The sequence below is a fragment of the Tamlana sedimenti genome, assembly GCF_038148895.1.
Taxonomy (GTDB): Bacteria; Bacteroidota; Bacteroidia; order Flavobacteriales; family Flavobacteriaceae; genus Tamlana.
In genome coordinates this window covers 21,939-42,417 of the sequence record NZ_JBBVGQ010000004.1, presented here as the reverse complement: position 1 = coordinate 42,417, position 20,479 = coordinate 21,939, and the positions used below count along the sequence as shown (strand labels likewise).

General features: G+C 36.0%; 22 protein-coding genes. 1 reads left to right on the top strand and 21 read right to left on the bottom strand.

All coding sequences use genetic code 11. The annotated features are described in order from the left end of the window. Positions 1 to 5: 5 nt before the first annotated feature. From WJN01_RS10485 to WJN01_RS10460, 6 genes are all read right to left on the bottom strand, one after another. Entirely contained in the window at positions 6 to 152 is a 147-nt protein-coding gene (locus WJN01_RS10485; RefSeq protein ID WP_445197113.1) for a DUF2256 domain-containing protein, read from the bottom strand. Continuing rightward, positions 142 to 1,572, bottom strand: coding sequence for an SDR family oxidoreductase (locus tag WJN01_RS10480; protein WP_445197112.1), 1,431 nt, complete (start codon positions 1,570 to 1,572; stop codon positions 142 to 144). The genes WJN01_RS10485 and WJN01_RS10480 overlap by 11 nt, the downstream gene beginning before the upstream one ends. Next, positions 1,569 to 2,201 carry a flavin reductase family protein gene (locus WJN01_RS10475; protein WP_445197475.1) on the bottom strand — a complete coding sequence of 211 codons (633 nt, stop codon included), beginning with the start codon at positions 2,199 to 2,201 and terminating at the stop codon, positions 1,569 to 1,571. Before WJN01_RS10475 ends, WJN01_RS10480 begins: the two co-directional genes overlap by 4 nt. Beyond that, positions 2,201 to 3,511 (bottom strand): ABC1 kinase family protein, encoded by a 1,311-nt coding sequence (locus WJN01_RS10470; protein WP_445197111.1) that lies wholly within the window; start codon positions 3,509 to 3,511, stop codon positions 2,201 to 2,203. The genes WJN01_RS10475 and WJN01_RS10470 overlap by 1 nt, the downstream gene beginning before the upstream one ends. Before the next feature lie 7 nt (positions 3,512 to 3,518). Continuing rightward, positions 3,519 to 4,175: a TetR/AcrR family transcriptional regulator gene (locus WJN01_RS10465; protein WP_445197110.1), complete on the bottom strand. Its 657-nt coding sequence runs from the start codon at positions 4,173 to 4,175 to the stop codon at positions 3,519 to 3,521. Positions 4,176 to 4,449: 274 nt separating this feature from the next. Then, positions 4,450 to 4,572, bottom strand: coding sequence for a hypothetical protein (locus WJN01_RS10460; protein ID WP_445197109.1), 123 nt, complete (start codon positions 4,570 to 4,572; stop codon positions 4,450 to 4,452). A 118-nt stretch (positions 4,573 to 4,690) separates the two neighbouring features. On the opposite strand from WJN01_RS10460, the gene WJN01_RS10455 reads away from it, so the two are divergent. Beyond that, positions 4,691 to 5,536 (top strand): DUF2911 domain-containing protein, encoded by an 846-nt coding sequence (locus WJN01_RS10455; protein WP_445197108.1) that lies wholly within the window; start codon positions 4,691 to 4,693, stop codon positions 5,534 to 5,536. Positions 5,537 to 5,619: 83 nt separating this feature from the next. On the opposite strand, the gene WJN01_RS10450 is transcribed toward WJN01_RS10455, so the two are convergent. The 15 genes from WJN01_RS10450 to WJN01_RS10380 all read right to left on the bottom strand — a co-directional run bounded on the left by WJN01_RS10450 (position 5,620) and on the right by WJN01_RS10380 (position 20,425). After that, positions 5,620 to 6,606, bottom strand: a complete 987-nt coding sequence (locus WJN01_RS10450; protein ID WP_445197107.1) for a Gfo/Idh/MocA family protein — start codon at positions 6,604 to 6,606, stop codon at positions 5,620 to 5,622. After that, the gene (locus WJN01_RS10445) at positions 6,584 to 8,296 is read right to left on the bottom strand and encodes a sodium:solute symporter family protein (RefSeq protein ID WP_445197106.1); all 1,713 of its coding nucleotides are present in this window, start codon (positions 8,294 to 8,296) and stop codon (positions 6,584 to 6,586) included. The genes WJN01_RS10450 and WJN01_RS10445 overlap by 23 nt, the downstream gene beginning before the upstream one ends. Positions 8,297 to 8,411: 115 nt before the next feature. Further along, complete coding sequence (locus WJN01_RS10440) at positions 8,412 to 10,937, bottom strand: PIG-L family deacetylase (protein WP_445197105.1); 2,526 nt, start codon at positions 10,935 to 10,937, stop codon at positions 8,412 to 8,414. A gap of 92 nt (positions 10,938 to 11,029) precedes the next feature. Then, positions 11,030 to 11,509: a hypothetical protein gene (locus WJN01_RS10435; protein ID WP_445197104.1), complete on the bottom strand. Its 480-nt coding sequence runs from the start codon at positions 11,507 to 11,509 to the stop codon at positions 11,030 to 11,032. Positions 11,510 to 11,705: 196 nt separating this feature from the next. After that, the gene (locus WJN01_RS10430) at positions 11,706 to 12,920 is read right to left on the bottom strand and encodes a DUF3500 domain-containing protein (RefSeq protein ID WP_445197103.1); all 1,215 of its coding nucleotides are present in this window, start codon (positions 12,918 to 12,920) and stop codon (positions 11,706 to 11,708) included. A 254-nt stretch (positions 12,921 to 13,174) separates the two neighbouring features. After that, on the bottom strand, positions 13,175 to 13,651 hold the full coding sequence (locus tag WJN01_RS10425) for a cupin domain-containing protein (protein ID WP_445197102.1): 477 nt from the start codon (positions 13,649 to 13,651) through the stop codon (positions 13,175 to 13,177). A gap of 219 nt (positions 13,652 to 13,870) precedes the next feature. Continuing rightward, entirely contained in the window at positions 13,871 to 14,692 is an 822-nt protein-coding gene (locus WJN01_RS10420) for a CPBP family intramembrane glutamic endopeptidase (RefSeq protein WP_445197101.1), read from the bottom strand. A 24-nt stretch (positions 14,693 to 14,716) separates the two neighbouring features. Continuing rightward, positions 14,717 to 15,016 (bottom strand): DUF1905 domain-containing protein, encoded by a 300-nt coding sequence (locus tag WJN01_RS10415; RefSeq protein ID WP_445197100.1) that lies wholly within the window; start codon positions 15,014 to 15,016, stop codon positions 14,717 to 14,719. 161 nt (positions 15,017 to 15,177) lie between these two features. Next, positions 15,178 to 15,750, bottom strand: a complete 573-nt coding sequence (locus WJN01_RS10410; RefSeq protein ID WP_445197099.1) for a transglycosylase domain-containing protein — start codon at positions 15,748 to 15,750, stop codon at positions 15,178 to 15,180. A gap of 90 nt (positions 15,751 to 15,840) precedes the next feature. Next, positions 15,841 to 16,908: a magnesium/cobalt transporter CorA gene (corA, locus tag WJN01_RS10405; protein ID WP_445197098.1), complete on the bottom strand. Its 1,068-nt coding sequence runs from the start codon at positions 16,906 to 16,908 to the stop codon at positions 15,841 to 15,843. Positions 16,909 to 16,974: 66 nt separating this feature from the next. Then, on the bottom strand, positions 16,975 to 17,526 hold the full coding sequence (locus WJN01_RS10400) for a mechanosensitive ion channel domain-containing protein (RefSeq protein ID WP_370476516.1): 552 nt from the start codon (positions 17,524 to 17,526) through the stop codon (positions 16,975 to 16,977). 97 nt (positions 17,527 to 17,623) lie between these two features. Further along, positions 17,624 to 18,217 (bottom strand): Maf-like protein, encoded by a 594-nt coding sequence (locus WJN01_RS10395; protein ID WP_445197097.1) that lies wholly within the window; start codon positions 18,215 to 18,217, stop codon positions 17,624 to 17,626. Further along, complete coding sequence (locus WJN01_RS10390; RefSeq protein ID WP_445197096.1) at positions 18,217 to 19,131, bottom strand: geranylgeranylglycerol-phosphate geranylgeranyltransferase; 915 nt, start codon at positions 19,129 to 19,131, stop codon at positions 18,217 to 18,219. The genes WJN01_RS10395 and WJN01_RS10390 overlap by 1 nt, the downstream gene beginning before the upstream one ends. Positions 19,132 to 19,146: 15 nt before the next feature. Then, positions 19,147 to 19,677 carry a KdsC family phosphatase gene (locus WJN01_RS10385; RefSeq protein ID WP_445197095.1) on the bottom strand — a complete coding sequence of 177 codons (531 nt, stop codon included), beginning with the start codon at positions 19,675 to 19,677 and terminating at the stop codon, positions 19,147 to 19,149. Further along, positions 19,658 to 20,425 carry a Rossmann-like and DUF2520 domain-containing protein gene (locus WJN01_RS10380; protein ID WP_445197094.1) on the bottom strand — a complete coding sequence of 256 codons (768 nt, stop codon included), beginning with the start codon at positions 20,423 to 20,425 and terminating at the stop codon, positions 19,658 to 19,660. Before WJN01_RS10380 ends, WJN01_RS10385 begins: the two co-directional genes overlap by 20 nt. Between the last annotated feature and the right edge of the window lie 54 nt (positions 20,426 to 20,479).

Below are 20,479 nucleotides of genomic sequence, written 5' to 3'. Positions count from 1 at the left end.
AAAGTCTAAACCAATTTGGATTTGTTACTCCTGCATCGTTCACTACAATAGATTATTTTGCTCCAGTTTTTCTCCCATTTTTTCCGCCAAGTAAATGGGCGTTTGCAAACCGGACATGTTTTTTGCGGTAAGTCTTGTTTTTTAAGATTCAACTTTAACGAGTTTATTTATCATTCCAGAAAAAATAAACCCGTGAAAAGGCAGTACGCTATACCAATAGAGCCTGCCCCAAAGCCCTCGAGGTCTAAAAGTGGCGGTTTGTTTAAGTAGGTTGTCTTCAATTTTAAATTCCAGCCAAGCTTCACCGGGCAACCTCATTTCGGCATAAAGCAATAGTTTTTGCTGTGATTTATCGGCAAAAATCACGCGCCAAAAATCCAGAGCATCGCCGGCATCCAAATGTGTTGGACTTGTGCGTCCTCGGCGCAGACCAATACCTCCAGAAAGTTTGTCTAAATAACCTCTTATGCGCCACAAAAAAGTGCCGTAGTACCAACCTGTTTTTCCACCAATGCTCCAAATTTTGTCAATGGTTTTTTGGGCATCGTTAATACGTCGTTCTTTATAATCCTTAAAGCAACCAAATTTGGGAACATTTACGTATTTGTACAGGTTGTTTTTTAATCGACCACTACTTACCATGGAGTCTTTCCAACTAGAAACTATACTGTTTTGCTCAATTTTTTCGAAAGCGAGTTTTACAGCTTTTTTATAGGTGATAGGCTTTACTTTTAAAATCTTGTTGATATCACTTGGTTTGCCAATTATTTGAACACCCATGCTATCTACTAAAGAGGTGGCCAATTTGTAGGATGTTGAGGTGACAAAATACAACCAATATGATGATAATTTGGGGGTCATTACTGGAACGGTAAGTATATAGCGTTTTAAGTTCCTGACCTCTGCGAACTGAAGTAGCATGTCTTTATAAGTGATGATTTCAGGTCCAAAAACATCAAAAGTTTTGTTAAACAATTCCTCATGGCCTGCGGCTTTGTGCAAAAAGGACAAAATATCCCTAACAGCAATGGGTTGTGTTTTGGTGTTAAGCCATTTTGGGGCTATCATAAAAGGAAGTTTTTCAACCAAATCTCTTATAATTTCGAAAGAAGAGCTGCCCGAACCAACAATAATCCCCGCTTTGAAAATAGTTAAGGCATAGCGGTTGGAAGCCAAGATTTCTTCAACGTTTTTTCTTGATTGTAAATGTTTTGAAAGTTTATCTTCGTTGGTAATGCCGCTAAGGTAAATAACCTGTTTGGCATTTGTGGTTTCCATGTAATTTTTAAAGTTCAAGGCGCATTGTTCTTCAAGTGATTTAAAATCTTTTGAAGAATTAGACATGGAATGTATCAGGTAATAGGCTACATCAATATCTTTTGGGATATTCTTAAGGGTTTCGGGTTTTAAAAAATCGGCTTCAATGACATAAACTTTTTCCTCATCCAAATAGCTTTTATCTGCTCTTAATCTGTCCCTTACAGCACAAACAATGGTGTGTCCCTCATTTAATAAAAAGGGGATAAGGCGTTTGCCTATATAGCCGGTTGCTCCTGTTACTAAAATTGTCATCTGTCTTGTATTAGTGTTTTTGGTCTTTGGTAGCCAAAGCGTGTTTTGCTTCGGGGTATAGCATAGCCATCTAATCCGTTTATAGCAGCTACTTCAGCCTTTGGTAGATTGATGAATCCATCATCCTCAATTAAGTTTTCTTTTATATACAGACCAACTATTTTGCCTATCACCAAAATGGTATCGTTGGCCTTGATGTGATATTCTTCAACATACTCCATGGCTATTTGGACTGGAGCATCCTTTACAAAAGGTACTGAAAACCCAGATTTATATTCAGGTTGAAGGTCAGTAACATCAAATTCTGAAACTAAAAAATCATATTTAGCGGAAGTATGGTGCGCCTCGCTTGCAATATCTTTATGAATGTGATTAATTGTATAGACACTAGTTTCTTTTAAATTTTCATAGGTATTTCTTGGCACGGTGGTGGGGCGAAGAAAGAAACCCAACATAGCAGGACTGGAACCTATGTGTGTAACCGAACTGAATACAGCAACATTTTCAACGCCATCTTTAGAAATACTGCCGATTAAATTGGCCGATTTATAGCCCGAACAACTGTTAATCAAGTTGATTTTATAAATGTGGCTTAGGTTCTGTATGTCGGTTTCGTTAAAATATTGCATCATAGTCTTAAATAGTTGTCTATTTTAATATCCTGCGCCTTTAAATCAAACATTAAGTTATAAAGACCAAAAAACGTTCTGTTTATATAAATGAAATGTTTGGAACCTCGGTTACCGTTCATTTTTCGTAATTCAGTGTTTTTCGAGTAACGCTCGCCCAGTTCGGCTATTTTTCCGAAGAAACCAGCATCAGAAAAATCGAAAGTGCTTCGGTGAAAAGGTTGCGTAACGAGACTCAACATATCATGAAACATTTCAGTGAAAAATTTCTTTTCTTCAGCGCTGTCCTCTTTCTTTAAAATTTCAAGTTCATAAAGTTTGGAAACAAAAAAGTCTCGATTGTTAATGTTTTCTTTTTTAGCAAGCTCAAAATATGGGATGTAAAACTCTTCAGGAATGGTTTTCATGCAACCAAAATCCAATACAATAAGTTCCCCATCTTTTGAAACTAAAAAATTACCGGGATGCGGGTCTGCATGCACCTTTTTTAACTGATGAATTTGGTACATGTAAAAATCCCAAAGCGCTTGCCCCAATTTATTTGCCTTGTCTTTATCCTGGTTGTGTGCGGTAAATTCAGAAAGGTGTTCACCATGCATAAAATCCATGGTAATGATGCGTTCTGTTGAAAGGTCCTCGTAATATTCCGGAAATTTTAAATTTGAAATATGCTGACAAGCTTTACCTATTTCTTTACTTTGCTTTATCTCTAAGCGGTAATTGGTTTCTTCAATAAGTTTATTTTCAACCTCTTTAAAGTACTTATCAGAATCTTTTCCTTTAATGTTGAACATGCTCATGGCCACAGGTTTAACCATGGCCAAATCTGAAGCTATACTTTCTGCAACTCCTGGATATTGGATTTTCACAGCAAGTTTTTTCCCATTTTTCTCCGCCAAATGCACTTGACCAATACTGGCAGCATTTACAGAAGTTGCGTTGAAAGTATCAAAAAGCTCATTTGGGTGTTTCCCAAAATATTTTTTAAATGTTTTTATAACCAAAGGGGCAGACAGTGGTGGAACTGAAAATTGTGCCAACGAAAATTTTTCAACGTAGGCTTGGGGCAGAATGCTTTTTTCCATGCTGAGCATCTGCGCTACTTTTAAGGCACTTCCTTTTAACTGTTTTAGCCCGTCATAAATATCGGATGCATTTTTTTTATTCAAGCGTTCTTTGGCTTCCTCTTGCGTGCTAACCAGTTTGTCGCCATAATATTTTAAGTAGTTTACTCCAACCTTGGCGCCCGTTGAAACTAGTTTCGTGGCGCGTTGGATTTTTGAGGTCGGTATGCTGTCAATGGTCTTCATATGTATTCTAGTTCATTTGGAATTTTTCTTTGAACAAAAACTTCCCTAAGTCCAAAACACTTTTAATAGGGGCAATGTCTAAAACATCAAAGGTTGTATTGACTGATTTTTCAATGAAAATATCGGTTTTTTCAAATGATGCCGAGTTGTCCTCAAGCCAGAATTTCATGGTTAGCATTAGCTGCAGCCATGCCGATTCTTTTAAAGCTCTTTCTTGAATTTTTTCAAATTGCTCTTGTTTGATATCTAACATTTGTATGCCCAATTCACCAATATATTTTGTAAAGTGATGTTTTAAACCTGAAAGCATTTTGAGTCCCTTTAGGTTGTTTTTGTAAGTATCTAGAACATGTTTCACATAACTTCTGTTGGCTGTTAAATTTTCAAAGAAGGTGTAGTAAAAGCTTAAGAGTTTATTTCTTGCATCAAAAATTTGATAATCTTCATTTTTATTTAGCGCTTCTATGGAATTGGTGAAGAATGCTTCAAATATGCCTTTTTCAATAGCCTCAAAAGATGCAAAGTGCTCGTAAAATTGTTCTTCATCAAATTGATTTGCTTTAGCGAAGGCATAAACCGTTTTTGGGTTTTCACCGTGCTCTAGAACATAATCCATGAAAGATGTTATGATATCGTTTTTGGAGGGTGCTTTTTTCTTTGCCATAATTTTTGATTTATGGTAAAGATATAAAATGTTTAACTATTTTTAAAATAAGTTAAACAAAATATTGTAAAATGATTAACAGCACTGGTCGTCTTTCACCAGTTTACAGCTGCACACACCTGCCAATGCTCCGAGTATGGGTGCTAAAATGTATTTGGGCACTTTGTTTCATGCAAATTTTTTGGCAAAGGCAAAGCCAATGGTTACCGCAGGATTAAAATGTGCGCCAGAGGGTTTCGCCAAATGCAAATATCATGGCCATAACAATGAGTCCTCATGTGGCTGCTACGCCAACGTGTGAGATACTACCATTAGTGATTTCGTTTATAGTCATGGCACCGCAGCCACAAAATATCATGGCAAATGTTCCAATGCTTTCAGCGTAATATTTTTTCATTGTTTACATTTTCTGCAAATATACATGTCCTTATTTTAAGCTTTTGTTAACAATAAACGAATTTTGGATGTGTAAATTTATGACTAAAGTTTAACCAAAATATTAAATATAATACGACATGAAAAAATTACTATTGATTTTATTGGCTTTTACAACGGTTTATTCGGTAAATGCCCAAGTTGAAACCCCTGCACCAAGTCCGTTTTCTAAACTTGAACAGAAAGTAGGATTGACCGATATTACTTTGGAATACTCGCGGCCAAGCGTTAAAGGGAGAACCGTTTTTGGTGATTTAGTGCCTTTTGGAGCAATGTGGCGCACAGGTGCCAATAAAAATACCATAATAACCTTTAGTACCGATGCTGTTGTGGATGGCCAAACATTGAAAGCGGGTTCTTATGCTATTTTTACTAAACCAGGTGAAGAGTCTTGGGAAGTTTATTTTTATAGTGATACAGAAAACTGGGGCACACCAGGAAATTGGGATGACAGCAAGGTAGCTGCAAAAACAACAGCTACAGTTTATCCTGTTCCATTTAATGTTGAGACTTTTACTTTAGATATTAACAGCATTACTAATAATGGTGCAACTTTGGATGTTATTTGGGAGAAAACTTATATAGGTGTTCCTTTTACGTTGCCAACGGCTGATTTGGTTCAGAAATCTATTGATGCTGCATTAAACGGACCTACAGCAAACGATTATTTCTCGGCAGCCGTTTATTATTCACAAGAAGGTAAAAATTTGGAGCAGGCCAAAACTTGGATGGAAAAAGCTATGAGCATGGTTAAAGAACCTCGTTTCTGGCAATTAAGACAACAGTCTTTAATCTATGCAAAATTGGGTGATAAAAAGTCTGCTATTGCAACAGCAAAAAAATCGTTGGCTGGAGCGGAAGCTGCTGGTAATGCAGATTACGTAAAAATGAACAAAGACTCTTTAAAAGAGTGGGGAGCGATGTAGACTTTGTAGAATTTTAGATTTCTAGAAAATTTAGATATTAAAAAAAGGGCTCAAAATTTAAATTTAGAGCCCTTTTTGCTTGTTTAGTATTGTAAATTAATCAGGCTTCTAACTTCGTCTAAAGTTTTAATAAGTTGTTTGCTGAAATGAAAAGTCATAATATCACTTTCAGTTTTACCATCCCGTAAAAGTTGATTGAAATGAATCGTTTCAAAATTATAGCCAATGGTAGAGTAATTAAAATCTTTGACTTCTTCATTTCCATCTTTGATGATTGAAACGGTTGAGGGCTCGTGAAATTTGGAATTTATTTTTATCGTGGCATTTTCAAAGTAAAAAATAGCCTGTGTTGGTGTTTCTTCAATAAGTGTGCTTCTTAAAAGTGCTTCAACATTGTTACCATATTTAAAAACCATGTCACACGTTGAGTCCGCACCATTTTCAAAAAAGGTAGCCCTAGCTTCAATATTGTTTGGCCTGCCTAAAGTTGATAAGGCAACAAAAATGGGATAAATGCCAATATCCAAAAGGCTGCCACCACCGAGGTCTTTGTTAAAAAGCCTAGTACTGGTATCGTAGGGACGCGAAAAACCAAAATCAGCCTCCAATTTTAAGACTTTTCCGTAGGTATTATTTTTTAAAGCCTCTAAAACATATTGGTAATGTGGAAGAAAATATGTCCAAAGCGCTTCCATTAAAAGGGTGTTGTTTTCCTTGGCAATGGCAATCATCTCGTCAACTTCTTGGGCGTTCATGGCAAAAGGTTTTTCGCCTAAAACGGCAATACCATTTTTTAAGCACATTATGGCATTGTCTTTATGTAAAGCGTGCGGTGTTGCCACGTAAACTGCATCAATAGTTTTGTCATTTGCCAAGGCTTCATAGCTATCGTAAGCCTTTATGGCATTGTGTTTTTTTGCAAATGCTTCGGCTTTTTCTTGTGAACGTGATGCTACTGCATATAATTCGGCATCAGGAATTTTAGCAAGGTCTGTTGCAAAGCTATTGGCAATTCTTCCTAGGCCAATAATACCCCATTTTATTTTTTTAGGTTGTGATGATTTTGTCATTTTTAACTAAGGTTTGAAGTAGGCATGCCAAAACGATAACAATAAAACAGCCTACAAAATTAAGCCATAAAAAGGGTAGGTTGATTACTTCGTATTCATTCATGAAAAAGAGGCCTATAACAATGCCTTGGGTAATTATTGCGCTAACAAAAACGGCATGTCCTTTTACAAATTTAAAGAAAAATGCCAACAGGAAAATCCCCAAAACATTACCATAAAAAATAGAGCCAATGATGTTAACCAATTGAATTAAATTCTCGGCCAAATCTGCAATGCAAGCAACCCCAATAGCCATAATTCCCCAAGCAAATGTGAACCATTTGGAGGCCGTAACCATGTGTTCTTCAGATTTTTCACTGGTGTTGCGTTTGTATAAATCTATAGCAGTGGTGGAGCCTAGTGCATTAAGTTCGCTAGCTGTACTTGACATGGCTGCACTTAAAATAACGGCAAGTAATAAACCAATTAATCCGCGAGGAAGATTATTTAAAATGAAATGGATGAACACATAGTCCTTGTCGTTGCTTTCTATTTTTATCTCTTGTTGTTCTGCTGCTTTATCAATGAACAAAATAGCTTCGTTTCTAAGTTCTTCGTTTGCTTCATTAGCTATGGCAATATAGTTGGGTGCTTTTGGGTTTTCATCATGTAGAAACGATGCTAATATTTTCTGCTTATCGTTAAAGATTTGTTCTTGTTCGGCTTGAAGCGTTTTGAACTCTTGGGCGTATTCAGAATTTAAAACCATTTGGGTAGCTGTTGGATTAAAATTCACCGGAGACTCATTAAACTGATAAAAAACAAAAACCATAATCCCAACCAACAAAATGAAAAACTGCATGGGGACTTTTAAAAGCCCGTTAAAAATTAACCCCAATTGCATTTCTTTTACCGATTTCCCAGAAAGATAGCGTTGCACTTGGCTTTGGTCGGTTCCAAAATAGGAGAGCATTAAAAATGTACCGCCAATAATACCGCTCCAAAACGTATATCGATTGTTAAGGCTGAATGAAAAATCCAAAACTTCCATTTTTCCACTGGCTCCTGCAATTTCCAGAGCTTTGGTGAAGGTGATATCTTCTGGAAGTTTGTCAACAATAATGAAAAAAGCGACAAGCATTCCTATAAAAATGACCACCATTTGATGTTTTTGGGTAACGTTTACTGCACGTGTCCCCCCTGAAACAGTATAGATGATTACCAATAAACCGATAATGATATTAAGTGTGAGCAAATCCCAACCTAAAACTACCGATAAGATGATGGCTGGTGCAAAAATGGTAATGCCCGCTGCCAATCCGCGCTGAATTAAAAATAAAATAGCGGCTAGTGTTCTTGTTTTTAAATCGAATCGGTTTTCCAGAAATTCATAGGCTGTGTAAACTTTCAAACGGTAATACAACGGAATAAAAACCATGCAAATAACAATCATGGCAATGGGCAATCCAAAATAGAATTGTACGAACCCCATGCCGTCATGAAAAGCTTGCCCGGGCGTTGATAAAAAGGTAATGGCACTTGCCTGGGTTGCCATAACCGATAAACCTATGGTCCACCATTTAGAGGTGTTTCCACCACGCAAATAGTCCGTTACATTTTTACTACCACGGGTTTGCCACGTTCCGTATGCCACAATAACCAAAAGTGTTACCAATAAAACCGTCCAATCAATCCAGCTTAAAACTTGCATCTTTTAGAAAGATTTGGTGATGATGTAAAAGACAATGAAATAAATTGCATTGGCTATTAAAACGATAGAATACCATTTTAACCAATGCGCTTTTGGAGATTTGTCCTCGGTCATTTTAATCGTTTAATTTGGCTTCTTCTTTTAAATCGTCTTTACCCAAAGAAAGCATATTGGTGAACAGTCGGTACGCGCCAGAAACTCCAGCAGGAAACTCTCTGAAAAAGCTCAATCCAGTATAGATGTAGTGGCCTTTTCCATATTTGGAAACCAATAAGCTTCCATCTTTTGGCGTTTCGTTTTTATCGTTCATGGAAAGAATGGGCGTAAATTCGTTGGACCAAGAATTTGGATAATAAAGTCCGCGTTCTTGCGTCCAACCTTCAAAGTCCTTTTCAGTTATTTTATTTGGGTAGTTTAAAATGGGGTGTTCAGGGTTTATAAAACGCACTTCGGCATCTTCATCAGTAACCCTGTCGCGCGAAATATTTAAATCGTAAGGTGCAAGATTGTCGGCAACCAAACCACGACCCGTGTTGTACTGCACAATCATGTTTCCGCCATTGGCGACAAAATCAAAAAGTATTTGTTGTTTGTATTTTAATTCATCAACCGTATTATACGCCCTTATTCCAACAACTACGGCATCAAATAAACTTAGGGTTTCTGCATTAATTTCTTCAGGTTTTAGAATTCTAACATGATATCCAATTTGTTCCAAACTCTCGGGAACCGTATCTCCTGCGCCTTGAATATAGGCAATATTTTCACCTTGTTTTTCTATATCCAATCGAACAACCTTGCTTTCGCTTGGCAGTAAAACAATTTGGTTTGGTACGTGTTCATAATCAATTTCAATAAGCTCTTTAGTGTAATCTTTATCGCCAATATGGACTATAGGACTGATATACCCTTCGCTTTGGTTTTTAGGTGGAATTAAAGTGAAAACCAAGGTTTGCTCTTCACCTTTATGGGCAATGGACACTTTTTGCTTTTCCGGGTAAACATTCCAATCTTTTGGGTGACAAACTTCAACCGAACCTTCTAAATTATCGCGACCAGCTTTTACCAAAACAGTTATGTCATGTTGTTTATCACTATTTAGAATGATGACTTTTTCAGTGATTTTTGCCGATGCCTCGGGAATAATTTCAAACGGACTGTAAAGCTCACCTTTGTCCGGTTCTGAATAACGTTGAATGATGTTTTTTGTGAATGTAATAGGATAGTTTTCAATGAGCAGATTGAAATCGAATTTTAGAATTCTGGGTGTTTCAGGCGAACCAATGAGGCTTTTGTTTTCCACTTTATACATACCCAAAGTGCCTTTACTGTTTAACCAATATGGAGAAGTGGGCTGAGCATCATCTTTAATTTTAATAGCTTCTTTAAAGCTAAATTTGGTGTTGTTGTTAAGGGAAATGTTTTTTAAAATATTCAAACCATCGGTATTGGTTAAACTTACCAAAGTTATAGGTGTTTCGCTTCGGTTAACTGCTTCAATGTTTATATTTACTGTTTCTGAAGGTGCCGCCATATGGGTTTCTGCCGATGCCTCTAAATACAGGCCAGCGCACATTTCAATAACAGATTTTAGTTCTTTTATTTTTTGCGTTTTCCAATACTCGTCTTCGATATTTTGAAGCAATTTGTAAGCTTCAATTAACTGAGGTATGTGTTCAGAAGGATTGGTGAAATTGAAGTTTCTTTCAACTTCAGTTAAAATATTGCCAATGGCCTTTCCTCCTTTTACTCGGTTCCATGAGGTCTCTATACCTGCAAAGATGTTTTCGTTATTTACCAATGGTTCACCTTTTAAAAATTCGATATATTCTTCTTGGGAGCCACGTTGTGTTAGCGAACCAAAACCTTGACTTAAATGTTTGCTTCGTGCCAGGGCTGCGACCTCGTTGTTAGATAGGCCTTTTAATGGATAATAGGTGCCAATATCAAAAGTTAGCATGTTGCTTTTGTCAGCCTTATCAAAATTTTCTTGGCTTCCATAAAACCACCAACTTGTATTGAAAAATAAGCGTTTGGGTTGCCACAGGGAAGTTTGATTTAGTTGATTTGGAAAAGCTGTTTTGTTGTTTGCCAAATCGAATGCCTCAAAACTTAACATAGCCGAACTGGTATGATGGCCGTGAGTACTTCCTGGTGAACGATGGTCAAATCGGTTTATGATGATATCTGGTTTAAATTTACGAATGGCAAGTACAACATCGCTCAAAACTTCATCTTTGTTCCAAATGGACAAGGTTTCGTCGGGGTGTTTCGAAAAACCAAAATCGTTGGCTCGCGTAAAAAATTGTTCACCACCGTCAATGCGTCTTGCCTCCAATAGTTCTTGGGTTCTTATAACACCCAATAATTCTCTAATTTCTGGACCAATAAGGTTTTGTCCACCATCTCCACGCGTTATGGAAAGATAAGCGGTTCTGGCTTTTACGTGATTTGATAGGTATGAAATAAGCCGTGTGTTCTCGTCGTCTGGATGAGCCGCAACATATAAAACTGAACCCAAAAAGTTGAGTTTTTGAATGGATTCATATATCTCAGAGGAGGAAGGAGTTTTAGGTTTTTGGGCGTTTAAAATAGAACAAGTAAATACGAATAGAAATAGGTATTTTAAGGCTTTTTGCATAATGAAGTCCGTTAGCTAAAACCAAATATAAAAAAGAAACCAGCGATAATGCTGGTTTTAATTTTTATTTAACGCTTTGTTTATGCTCTGTATTAAATCTGTTTAAAATTCGTTTTTTTGGTTTTAGGCTCGGTATTTTCGGGTTCAGCAGGAATAATTGGTCGTGAATGCTGTTCAAAAAACAGTTGCTGAATGGAGTCCATGCGCTTCATCATCCGCTTTATTTGTTCATTTTGGTTCATGAACCCTTTATAGAAAAAATCGTCGGAATTAAATTGACCAGTTAAGGAATCTTTACCAAAAAAATCATCATAAAACGAATCATTAAAAAACGAATGGTTTTTAAAATGCTTTTGAAATTCCATTTTTATGCTGTCATTCAACTTTCCGTTTGAAGAATAACTGTACGAGTAGATGGAATCGTATTTTATTAAGTTACCATGTTCGTCGTATTCTTTGTTTACCGTAATATTTTCGTCTGGTTTTAGGGCAGTTTCATTATTTTGTTTTTCCTGACCAGCGCAACTGAAAATAAACAAAAGAAAAATTGGAATAATTTTAAGTGTTTTCATAACAGATACATTTTAAATTAAACAAATATTCTACGTTAAAGCAGCAAAAAATATACCATCGCAAAAATTGAAATTATAGGATTTTGTTAAAATTTCAGCTTGACAGGGCAAATAACTTTTATCGGGTTAAGAGCAAAGACTTATTGTATGTATCTTAAAAGTAAATGTTTGATTTAAAAGCAAATGTTTATGGGTTTTAATGATGATGTTTTTCTTTATGTTGTCTCAACAAGTCTTTACCATAGTCATTTCCGTTAGGTGTTCTAACCACCGTATGAATATGGTTTCTTGATGGTTTTCCATCATCTGCATTCGGTACGCCAACAACTCTTTGATGGTCAAATTCAATAAGTACAACCGGGCTATGTATTCGATAGTAAAAGACAGCGTCTTCATCAGTTCCGCCAACCCACGAAAACCAAGTATTATCCATATGCGCTATTACTTCTTCCATTTTTATTTGGTCGTGTCCTTCTCTAATATTGCTGACGTATAGATAAACCAAATCCAATAACTTTTGTTTTTGTTCTTTGGAAAATTTAGAAACCAAAATGCCTTCATAATTTAGGGTTATGTTGTCTTTGTTCGCTTCGGCAACATTGTTATTTCTAATTTTTGACTCGAAAATAATGGCTTCCACTTGCTGTTCTTTAGTTAAGGATTGCATTAATGATAAACCTAAATTTTGCTCATCTTGAAACAAGGTATTTCCTTTATATTTTCCTGAAGTCGTAATTATTGGTTCCCCACCCATAAAAACTGGGGACATCACCACTTGGTCGCCCAAAACAAAATAATTAATTACTAAATGATGCCCATCCAGTTGCCAACCCCAAGGTTCAGTAGGTGAGGGTTGCCCCATAATAGTGAAAAAATATAATTCTTCATCATAATCCGGTGAACCATTATTGAGTTCTTTGAGCGTTTGATCGGTTTTCATGATATCCTTGCTCAGTTGAAGTCCTTTGGCACTTAATGAAGTTTGCATTAATTCAAAAGCTTTCACTTTTTGTTCTTCAGTCATTTCCTTGAGGCTAACACCTTGTCTATGATAGATGCCATTGTCTACATTACACCATTTACGCCATTCTTCATCATCAATATCAAATGTTGTTCGTTCCTTTTGAGCGGTTGTCAAACTATTTAAAAATTTTTCGGCAGATTGTATAATGGGCAGGGTAGAAACACCAGTTGATTGGATTTTAAACAATCCGTTTTCCTTGCCGTCTTCTGTAAATATTCCTTTAAATGTTTCTTTAAGGGCGTCTTCTTCCATTTTTGCAAAGCGCAATTTTACAGGGTTAACTTCTGGAAGGCTGTCCATTTGGTTTTCAATTTTATTTTGAGTTGGTTCTTGTTTGCAACTAAGAATAGCGGATAGCAATATTATAATGATTAAGTTTTTTTTCATTTTTGTTCAAATGCATTAAAAATTCTGATGACACCTTATTTAGAGCTGATAAAGTTTAGATTGCCTGTTTTTACTTTTTTTTAAGATTGATTAATTTTCTCAGGAAAACAAATCCAACCATTATAATTATTGATACAATAATGGCCACCGATACTATAACCAATGTCGATTCATCTTTTAAGATAATGCCTGTGACTATTCCCGTAATTATACCTATGATAACTCCTAAGCTGAGGTTTTTTTGTTTCATAATTCTATTCTTTTATAAAGTGGGCTTCCCATGGACCTATACCAGTAATTTGAATGATCGTTTCAGGGTCGGCCCAAACGGTATGGATGGCATTTCTGGCATTTACATAATAATCACCTGGGCCAAAAGCTTTGGCTTCTTCCTTTGTTGCATCCTTGCCAAAGGCTACATAGGCTTTTCCTTGTAAAATAGTTACACGTTCATCTTTGGGGTGGGTATGTGGTGGCATAATAAAATTGCCACCAACTTTAAAACGAACGGTAAACAGGTCATTGCCTTTTGGGTTGCCTTCCAAAACGGCCATTTCACAGCCACTAGGAAGGTTTGGCGGACATGGTTTCCACTGAATTTCTTCTGCAAGTACAACATGTTGCACTTTTCCTTCAGGAAATTTCATCACACCTATTTGTGCATACAACTGGGTGCAGCCTAAAATCATTAAGCTAAGGACAAAACCTGGTAATTTTAATGTATGTTTCATATTATAATTTTTAATGGGTTATGGTTGGTGTTAATGTTTTATAGTAATACTGCCATTTTGATAGACAATTTTCCTAATGGTATAAAAGGTCAACAAGAATTCCGTATTTCGAAAAATCCGGAAATTTTCAGATTTGAAATGAAGCAAGTTAAAGTTACTGAAATTTTTGATTAGAAGGACATTGGCAATTTAGGGAGGGTTTGAAGCAAATACAAATCGTTAGATATTTTTGATTTTTGTTTCTAATTTATTTTTTGCAATCAATATTCCAGTAAAAATTAGCATGCCGATACTGGACAATAAATGTACTTTTTTGAAATCCAGATTCAATTCAGGGAAAAAAAGTAATGCTATGCCTGCATTAATTGAGAGATGGAATAAAATGGCAACGAGTACACTGCCTTTGGAATTAATTACCAACCAAGTAATCATGATGGAAAGGCAGATTATCATTAAAAAATAGGTTGCTACTGGTAAAAAGGAGATGGGTGCTCCACTGACCAAAGTACCAAATGGTGCCCAGAATAGGGGGCTGTGCCAAGCGAACCAAAATATTCCAATAAAAATGGCACTTCTCAAATTTGAAAATGTTTTTTGAAATTCCGGCAATAAAAAACCTCGCCAGCCGAGTTCTTCCCCAAGAGGCCCAGCATATAATCCTGCCCACAAAACCGTTGGTATAGAAAGAAAGGCCATTTTGTCAAAATTTCCAATGTCGCCAATAAAAATGCTGTAAATCGCAATTCCTAGCAAAACAAAGATGATTGGCGCCAATATGATGAAAGTATAAATTTTAAAAGGAGTCTTCCAAACAAATAACTTCTTTAGTAAGCTTAAAGTTCCTTTAAAGCCATCATAAAAAAATGTGGTGACTAGGGCGCTTACCGCGGGGCCATAAACACCTGCAAAGAAGACTTTTAAAAATTTGCCAATGGTTTCTTGAGAGATTCCGGCTTTTAAATAATCAAGGCCAATTATCCAAAAAGTCCATGACCACAAAAAAGTAATGGTCAGAAATGTAATTGTCTTTTTACTGTTCATTATTTTAAATTATTTCAAGGGTTTTTAAAGCCAAATATTCATGTCAATCTTCTGATTGATTTTAATGTCGGTTTTCTTTCTGATTTCTGATTTGATGGGAAGGATATAGGTGCCCATTTTTGTATCAAACCAAATGGCAGTTTCCCATGTCAATTCGCCGATTTGGGCAAATGCTTTCATTCGGCCCCAGCCTTCTTCCTGCCATTTAAGGTTGTGCCTTATTTCTTTTGACAACGTTTTGGGCAGTGAAACAAAATACCAGCCACCGGGTGAATTGTGTTTCCACATTTTGGTTGCATATTGGTATTTAATTTTGCCTTTCATTTTACGGTGGTGGTTAAGTGTGACTTTGCTTTAATTGGGGTTGCAAATAAATTACTAGAACAAGCATTTGCAATAGCAAAAAGTGGAATGCCTTACAATGAAAACTTTGTGTTCAAATTGCGCTAAAAAGACTTGTTTTTTAACTCAGTTCTTTGTTGTGGTTAGTTTTTTAATTCCGCAATTTTTTGTTTTATTCCTTCTGGTTTTCTTTTCGGATTATACAAAACCGCATTTTTTATCATTAATGTTAAAGTTGCCATTTGGTCAAAATTCAGTTCAGCTAGTTTTTTGTTAAAATAATATTCAGAGGCTTGATTAATTCCAATATTGTTATACAAAAAATTATGTTTTTCTACATAAAAACTGAGACATTGTTTTTGAGTAAATTCCTTTTCTAATTTCCAAGCTAGGACAAGTTCATTTCCAGTTAGTCTATTTTTGCCTTTAATAAAGCTTAATCTTGCAGCGTTAAGGCAAGGACAATCTCTATAATAGTTTTCCTTTATTTCGTCAAATAAAATTCCATTAGTATTAGTTATAGGATTAACTCTTTCGTAAACTTTTATAAATTCCGTTGAAATAGGTTCCGCTTTTTCGATTTCCTCTTTTAATTCATTCAATTGCTCTTTATCAAAAGAGTTGTTTAAATCACTTTTTAGATATTGCACAAACAAGATTCCAAGTATTAAAACCAGAAGTATTGTTTTTAATAAAAATCTAAAAAGTTTCTTCATTTTTTAAATTAACCACAACAGTTGGCTAAACGCAATGGCGTTTATCTGCATTATATTTATTCCGTTAAATATAAGTAAATAATGACGTGATTATAGCCACTTTTTTCGCTTAAAATAAATAAGCATGGCTATAAAAAGAACAATCATAACGCCCCAAAGGATAAAATAGGAATATCTGTATTGCAGTTCTGGTATGTATTCGAAATTCATGCCGTAAATGCCCGCAATAAAGGTTAGGGGTATAAAAATGGAGGCCATAATGGTGAGTACTTTCATCACCTCGTTCATTTTGTTACTGATGGTGGTCATGTACATATCCATTAAACTCCAAATCATTTCGCGGTAAATATCAATGTTTTCAGATACCTGTATCAAGTGGTCGTAAACATCGCGGTAAAAGGTGAGTGTTTTTTCGTGAATGAGGTTATTTTGGTCTTTTTCAATACGGCTGACTACCTCACGAAGCGGAAAAATAGCGCGGCGTACCCTTAAGATTTCACGTTTTAGGTTTTGTATGTCTTGGCTGATGTCTCCTTTACTGACATCACCTGAAAAAATGGCCGTTTCAAAATCTTCAATTTTATCGCCCAAAATTTCAATCACGCTAAAATAATGGTCTACAATGGCATCAATCAGTACATACAGCAAATAATCAGAATTCATACTGCGAACACGACCTTTGCCATGCCTAATACGTTCCCTAACGCTATCAAAAACATCTCCTTCAGACTCTTGGAAGGAGAGCACATATTCCGGCCCAAGTATAAAGCTTACCTGTTCTGAAACTATTTTTTCGCTGGGGTCGTAATACAACATTTTTAGCACCACAAACAAATAATCTTCGTATTCGTCAATTTTTGGGCGCTGCGAAATGTTCACGATATCCTCAAGTACCAAGGGGTGAAGCTCATAATGCTCACCAATTTTTGCAATGGCATCTACATGGCTTAAACCGTTGATGTTTATCCAAGTAATGGTGCCTTCTTCAAAGTCAAAACATTCTTCAACATTTACAAGTTCACGCTCAATACAGGTATCCTTGGTATAATCAAAGGCATCGATAAAAAGCTTTTGCGATTCTTTTTCACCGGTGTAAATGATACTTCCCGGTGCTTGACCTATTTTTTTTTTGGAAAAGTATTTTCTTGTTTTAGCCATTGCAGTTATTCTCGTTTAAATATAGGAAATATACAATTGACTACTGAAAAATGTGGCCAGTTTTATTTAAACGGCTTCTGAATCGTCTTCCACAGGGTCATCAATGGCATCCTTTTCTAAAAGTGTAACGGCCTTTTGAAGCATCAGGTTATTAGGGTAAGTTACCAAGTCGCCGTTGTCCATGCGTAAATGCAATTGAAAGGCACGAATATCCTCGATAATAGCTGTGACCGGAAAATCGTTGTCATGTATTTTTATCTTATCGCCAACCTTATAAGGGAAATTAAAAAACATGATGATTCCCGAAGTAATATTGCTTAAAATGGACCAAATAGCAAACAAGCCAATACCTATAACTGCAAAAATGGATGAGAAAACGACGGCTATTTCTTTAAACTCTGTACCAAAAACAAACGATTCCAGTAGCAGCGCCACAAGAAATAAGGTTACGGTAATGTACCTTCTAATCAAGCGGATTCTGGCTTCATTGATATCGTTTTTTCTGGCTACCTTAGTAATGGTAAAATGCGTGATGTAACGAATAATGAGTAATGAAAGAAGTATAATACCAGTGATGATTAACTCATCTTGGTAGGTTTTCAAGAAATTTAAAAACATAGGGTTAGATGTAAAATTTTATACAAAGATACACGCAAAATAATTTTTAAAGCTTTTTAATAAGTTTACTTTTTGTGCTTTTTATCAAACTGCAACTTCAGGGAAGTTCTGCAATGGCATTTAGCGCTTTGTAAACTAAATGGACGGGCAGCCCCATAACGTTGAAGTAAGAACCTTCAATTTTAGTGACACCTATTTCGCCAATCCATTCTTGAATGCCGTAAGCACCTGCCTTATCAAAAGGTTTGCAGGTTTCTATGTAGTACATTATTTCTTCGTCTGTCAGTTCCTTAAATGTCACTTTTGTGATGTCGTATATGGTTTTTTCAAATGCAGTGGTGGTAAAGCAAACCGATGTAATAACCTCGTGGGTGCTGTTGCTCAAAGATTTTAAAATACGGAATGCATCATCAGTATCAACAGGTTTTCCTAAAGCCTTATTGTTATGCCAAACTATGGTGTCGCTGGTAATCAGAATATCATTCGGTTGCAATTCATTTTTAAACGGCATGGCCTTGAGCTGTGCCAGATAATCGCTGATTTCAAAATGCGTTAACCGATCGGGATACTCTTCTTTGATGGGTTTTAGCCGAATTTCAAAAGGAACCCCCAGATTGTTTAAAAACTTTTGTCTTCTAGGTGAACCTGAAGCCAATATAATGTGATGGTTTTTTAGTTTTTCGTTGAACATTAATTTAGAATTACAAACTTGTATAAAAGTAATGAAAGCATTCCAAAAAGCATGGTCCATTTGTACATGGTACTCAGGTGACGGAAGTCCGATTTCAGTTTCGCACTAAAGGTTTTTATAACGATATAGATGAGTGGCCCAACCACAAAGAGCAAAAAATACCCAAGAGCAATGGGCTGTTTGTAAAAATTCGAATTCACATAAAATATTATGGCCCCCAATGGAACAAAGTTTAAAATGGTTAACACATTTTTGGCTCTTTCCCTTCCAATGGTTAGGGGCAGGGTGTTCATTTGGGTTTTATAATCGCCATCAATATCCTCAATGTCTTTAGCTATTTCACGTAAAAAATTAATGGTGAAGGCAAATAAAGAGTAATCTAGAATGACTTTAAAAAATAGAACTTGGGTCACTCTATTCCCAGGATTTAAAGTGGGGAGAAGTTCAAAAACACCAACAATAATAATGCTTAGTGCAACCAAAATGGAAATGACCATGTTGCCAATCAGCAAAGTACGTTTTAAATAAGAAGCATAAATATAAAGGAGGATTGAAATAATAACAAATATGGAAAAGAATGGAGCTTTGCCAATTTTGTGTGATAAATAAAAACCAATAGCAACACCAATTAAATTAAAGGCAATAAAGAAGTTGTACGCTGTTTTTTCTGAAATGCTTTTGCCAATAATCACTTTGTTTGGTTTATTGATGCTATCGGTCTCAACATCGTAAATATCGTTGATGATATTTCCTGCCGCTGCAATACAGACGGTGGCAATAATTAAAAGAGAAATGCCCAAGCCATCTAAAGCTGTTTGAACACCAAAAGGTTCCAACAAAGCATATTTGATTAACAATTGCATAAGGGCAATCATTAACAGGTTTTTCCAACGTATAAGATTCAAAAGGTTCATGGTTTAAGGAGGATATTAATCATACTTAGCACCATAATCGCCACTCCATTTTCCTTGAACTTTTAAAACCTGTTCAATCACATCTCGAACAGCCCCTTTGCCACCTTTTTTATGTGAAATATATTTTGAAATACCTTTTATTTCTGGAACGGCATCCTGCGGACAACAAGGTAAACCAACCATTTTCATTACTGGAAAATCAGGAATGTCATCACCCATAAAAAGTGTGTTTTCCGATTTTATTTGGTGTTTTTTTAAGTAGTCGTTTAACTGTTCAATTTTATTGTCCGCACCCAAATAAACATCGGCAACACCCAAATGGTTTAATCTAGTCCGCACACCTTCGTTTGTTCCACCAGAAATAATGCAAATATTAAACCCTTGTTTTATGGCTGTTTTTAGGGCATAACCGTCTTTGGTGTTCATGGTTCGTAACATGTCACCATCGGTAGTAATGGTAACCGAACCATCGGTTAAAACACCGTCAACGTCAAAAATAAACGTGGTAATGTGCTCTAAATATTCCTTATAACTTTTTTCTTCCATGGGTGTGTTGAATCGATTTGGTTAGCAGTTCATAAATTTCTTTGTGATGCTCGTTTTCCAAAAGGTTTAAATGTTTTTTTATAGTTTTTTGGTCGTTGCGCTTGGCTGGACCCGTTTGTGCCATGTAAGGGGATAATTCCTGTACTTTGTTGGCCGTTTCCAAAATCAAGGGTTTCAAAAAGTCAAATTCAGCACCTTCACTTTCTGTAATTTCATGCCCTATACGGTAAAGCTGATTTGTAAAATTATTGACAAAAACAGCGGCTAGATGCAAAACGCGACGTTGGTTGCTGTTTACGCGCTTTGTTGGGCTTCCCAAACTTTTCGCCAATTCCTTTAAAACGTGATAGTCTTCTTTGTCAATGGTTTCAATGCAAATAGGAACGTTGGCAAAATCAATGACGGCGTTTTTACTAAAGGTTTGCAAAGGGTACAATACACCACGTTTGTGCTTTTTATCCAAATCATGAATGCCGACGCTTCCTGAGGTGTGGACCACCAATCTGTTTTCAAAAGGTAATTTTGAAGAAAGTTCGCCAACAACATCATCACTAACGGCCAAAATATATACATCGGCAGGTTTTAGTTCGTTCAGATTGTTGGTTATTTCCACCTTGTTTTTATATGGATTGATGGTATCCAAACTTCTGTTATACCATTGAATAACAGAAATATTTTCGGTTTTTTTAAAAGCTTTGAATAAATGTGTGGCCACATTGCCAGCACCAAGAATTACGACTGAAATCATAGTGCTAAAATAGGTAATAAAAGCCTATTTAAAAACCGAATGTTTTATCTTTAC

Bases quoted from the DNA above. Each gene is read 5' to 3' on its own strand.
- WJN01_RS10420 (WP_445197101.1), bottom strand. From the start codon at position 14,692: ATGAACAGTAAAAAGACAATTACATTTCTGACCATTACTTTTTTGTGG.
- WJN01_RS10385 (WP_445197095.1), bottom strand. From the start codon at position 19,677: ATGGAAGAAAAAAGTTATAAGGAATATTTAGAGCACATTACCACGTTT.
- WJN01_RS10415 (WP_445197100.1), bottom strand. From the start codon at position 15,016: ATGAAAGGCAAAATTAAATACCAATATGCAACCAAAATGTGGAAACAC.
- WJN01_RS10435 (WP_445197104.1), bottom strand. From the start codon at position 11,509: ATGAAAACACTTAAAATTATTCCAATTTTTCTTTTGTTTATTTTCAGT.
- WJN01_RS10460 (WP_445197109.1), bottom strand. From the start codon at position 4,572: ATGAAAAAATATTACGCTGAAAGCATTGGAACATTTGCCATGATATTT.
- WJN01_RS10480 (WP_445197112.1), bottom strand. From the start codon at position 1,572: ATGACAATTTTAGTAACAGGAGCAACCGGCTATATAGGCAAACGCCTT.
- WJN01_RS10440 (WP_445197105.1), bottom strand. From the start codon at position 10,937: ATGCAAAAAGCCTTAAAATACCTATTTCTATTCGTATTTACTTGTTCT.
- WJN01_RS10450 (WP_445197107.1), bottom strand. From the start codon at position 6,606: ATGACAAAATCATCACAACCTAAAAAAATAAAATGGGGTATTATTGGC.
- corA (WP_445197098.1), bottom strand. From the start codon at position 16,908: ATGGCTAAAACAAGAAAATACTTTTCCAAAAAAAAAATAGGTCAAGCA.
- WJN01_RS10380 (WP_445197094.1), bottom strand. From the start codon at position 20,425: ATGATTTCAGTCGTAATTCTTGGTGCTGGCAATGTGGCCACACATTTA.
- WJN01_RS10475 (WP_445197475.1), bottom strand. From the start codon at position 2,201: ATGCAATATTTTAACGAAACCGACATACAGAACCTAAGCCACATTTAT.
- WJN01_RS10445 (WP_445197106.1), bottom strand. From the start codon at position 8,296: ATGCAAGTTTTAAGCTGGATTGATTGGACGGTTTTATTGGTAACACTT.
- WJN01_RS10455 (WP_445197108.1), top strand. From the start codon at position 4,691: ATGAAAAAATTACTATTGATTTTATTGGCTTTTACAACGGTTTATTCG.
- WJN01_RS10465 (WP_445197110.1), bottom strand. From the start codon at position 4,175: ATGGCAAAGAAAAAAGCACCCTCCAAAAACGATATCATAACATCTTTC.
- WJN01_RS10400 (WP_370476516.1), bottom strand. From the start codon at position 17,526: ATGTTTTTAAATTTCTTGAAAACCTACCAAGATGAGTTAATCATCACT.
- WJN01_RS10410 (WP_445197099.1), bottom strand. From the start codon at position 15,750: ATGAAGAAACTTTTTAGATTTTTATTAAAAACAATACTTCTGGTTTTA.
- WJN01_RS10390 (WP_445197096.1), bottom strand. From the start codon at position 19,131: ATGAACCTTTTGAATCTTATACGTTGGAAAAACCTGTTAATGATTGCC.
- WJN01_RS10430 (WP_445197103.1), bottom strand. From the start codon at position 12,920: ATGAAAAAAAACTTAATCATTATAATATTGCTATCCGCTATTCTTAGT.
- WJN01_RS10470 (WP_445197111.1), bottom strand. From the start codon at position 3,511: ATGAAGACCATTGACAGCATACCGACCTCAAAAATCCAACGCGCCACG.
- WJN01_RS10425 (WP_445197102.1), bottom strand. From the start codon at position 13,651: ATGAAACATACATTAAAATTACCAGGTTTTGTCCTTAGCTTAATGATT.
- WJN01_RS10395 (WP_445197097.1), bottom strand. From the start codon at position 18,217: ATGTTCAACGAAAAACTAAAAAACCATCACATTATATTGGCTTCAGGT.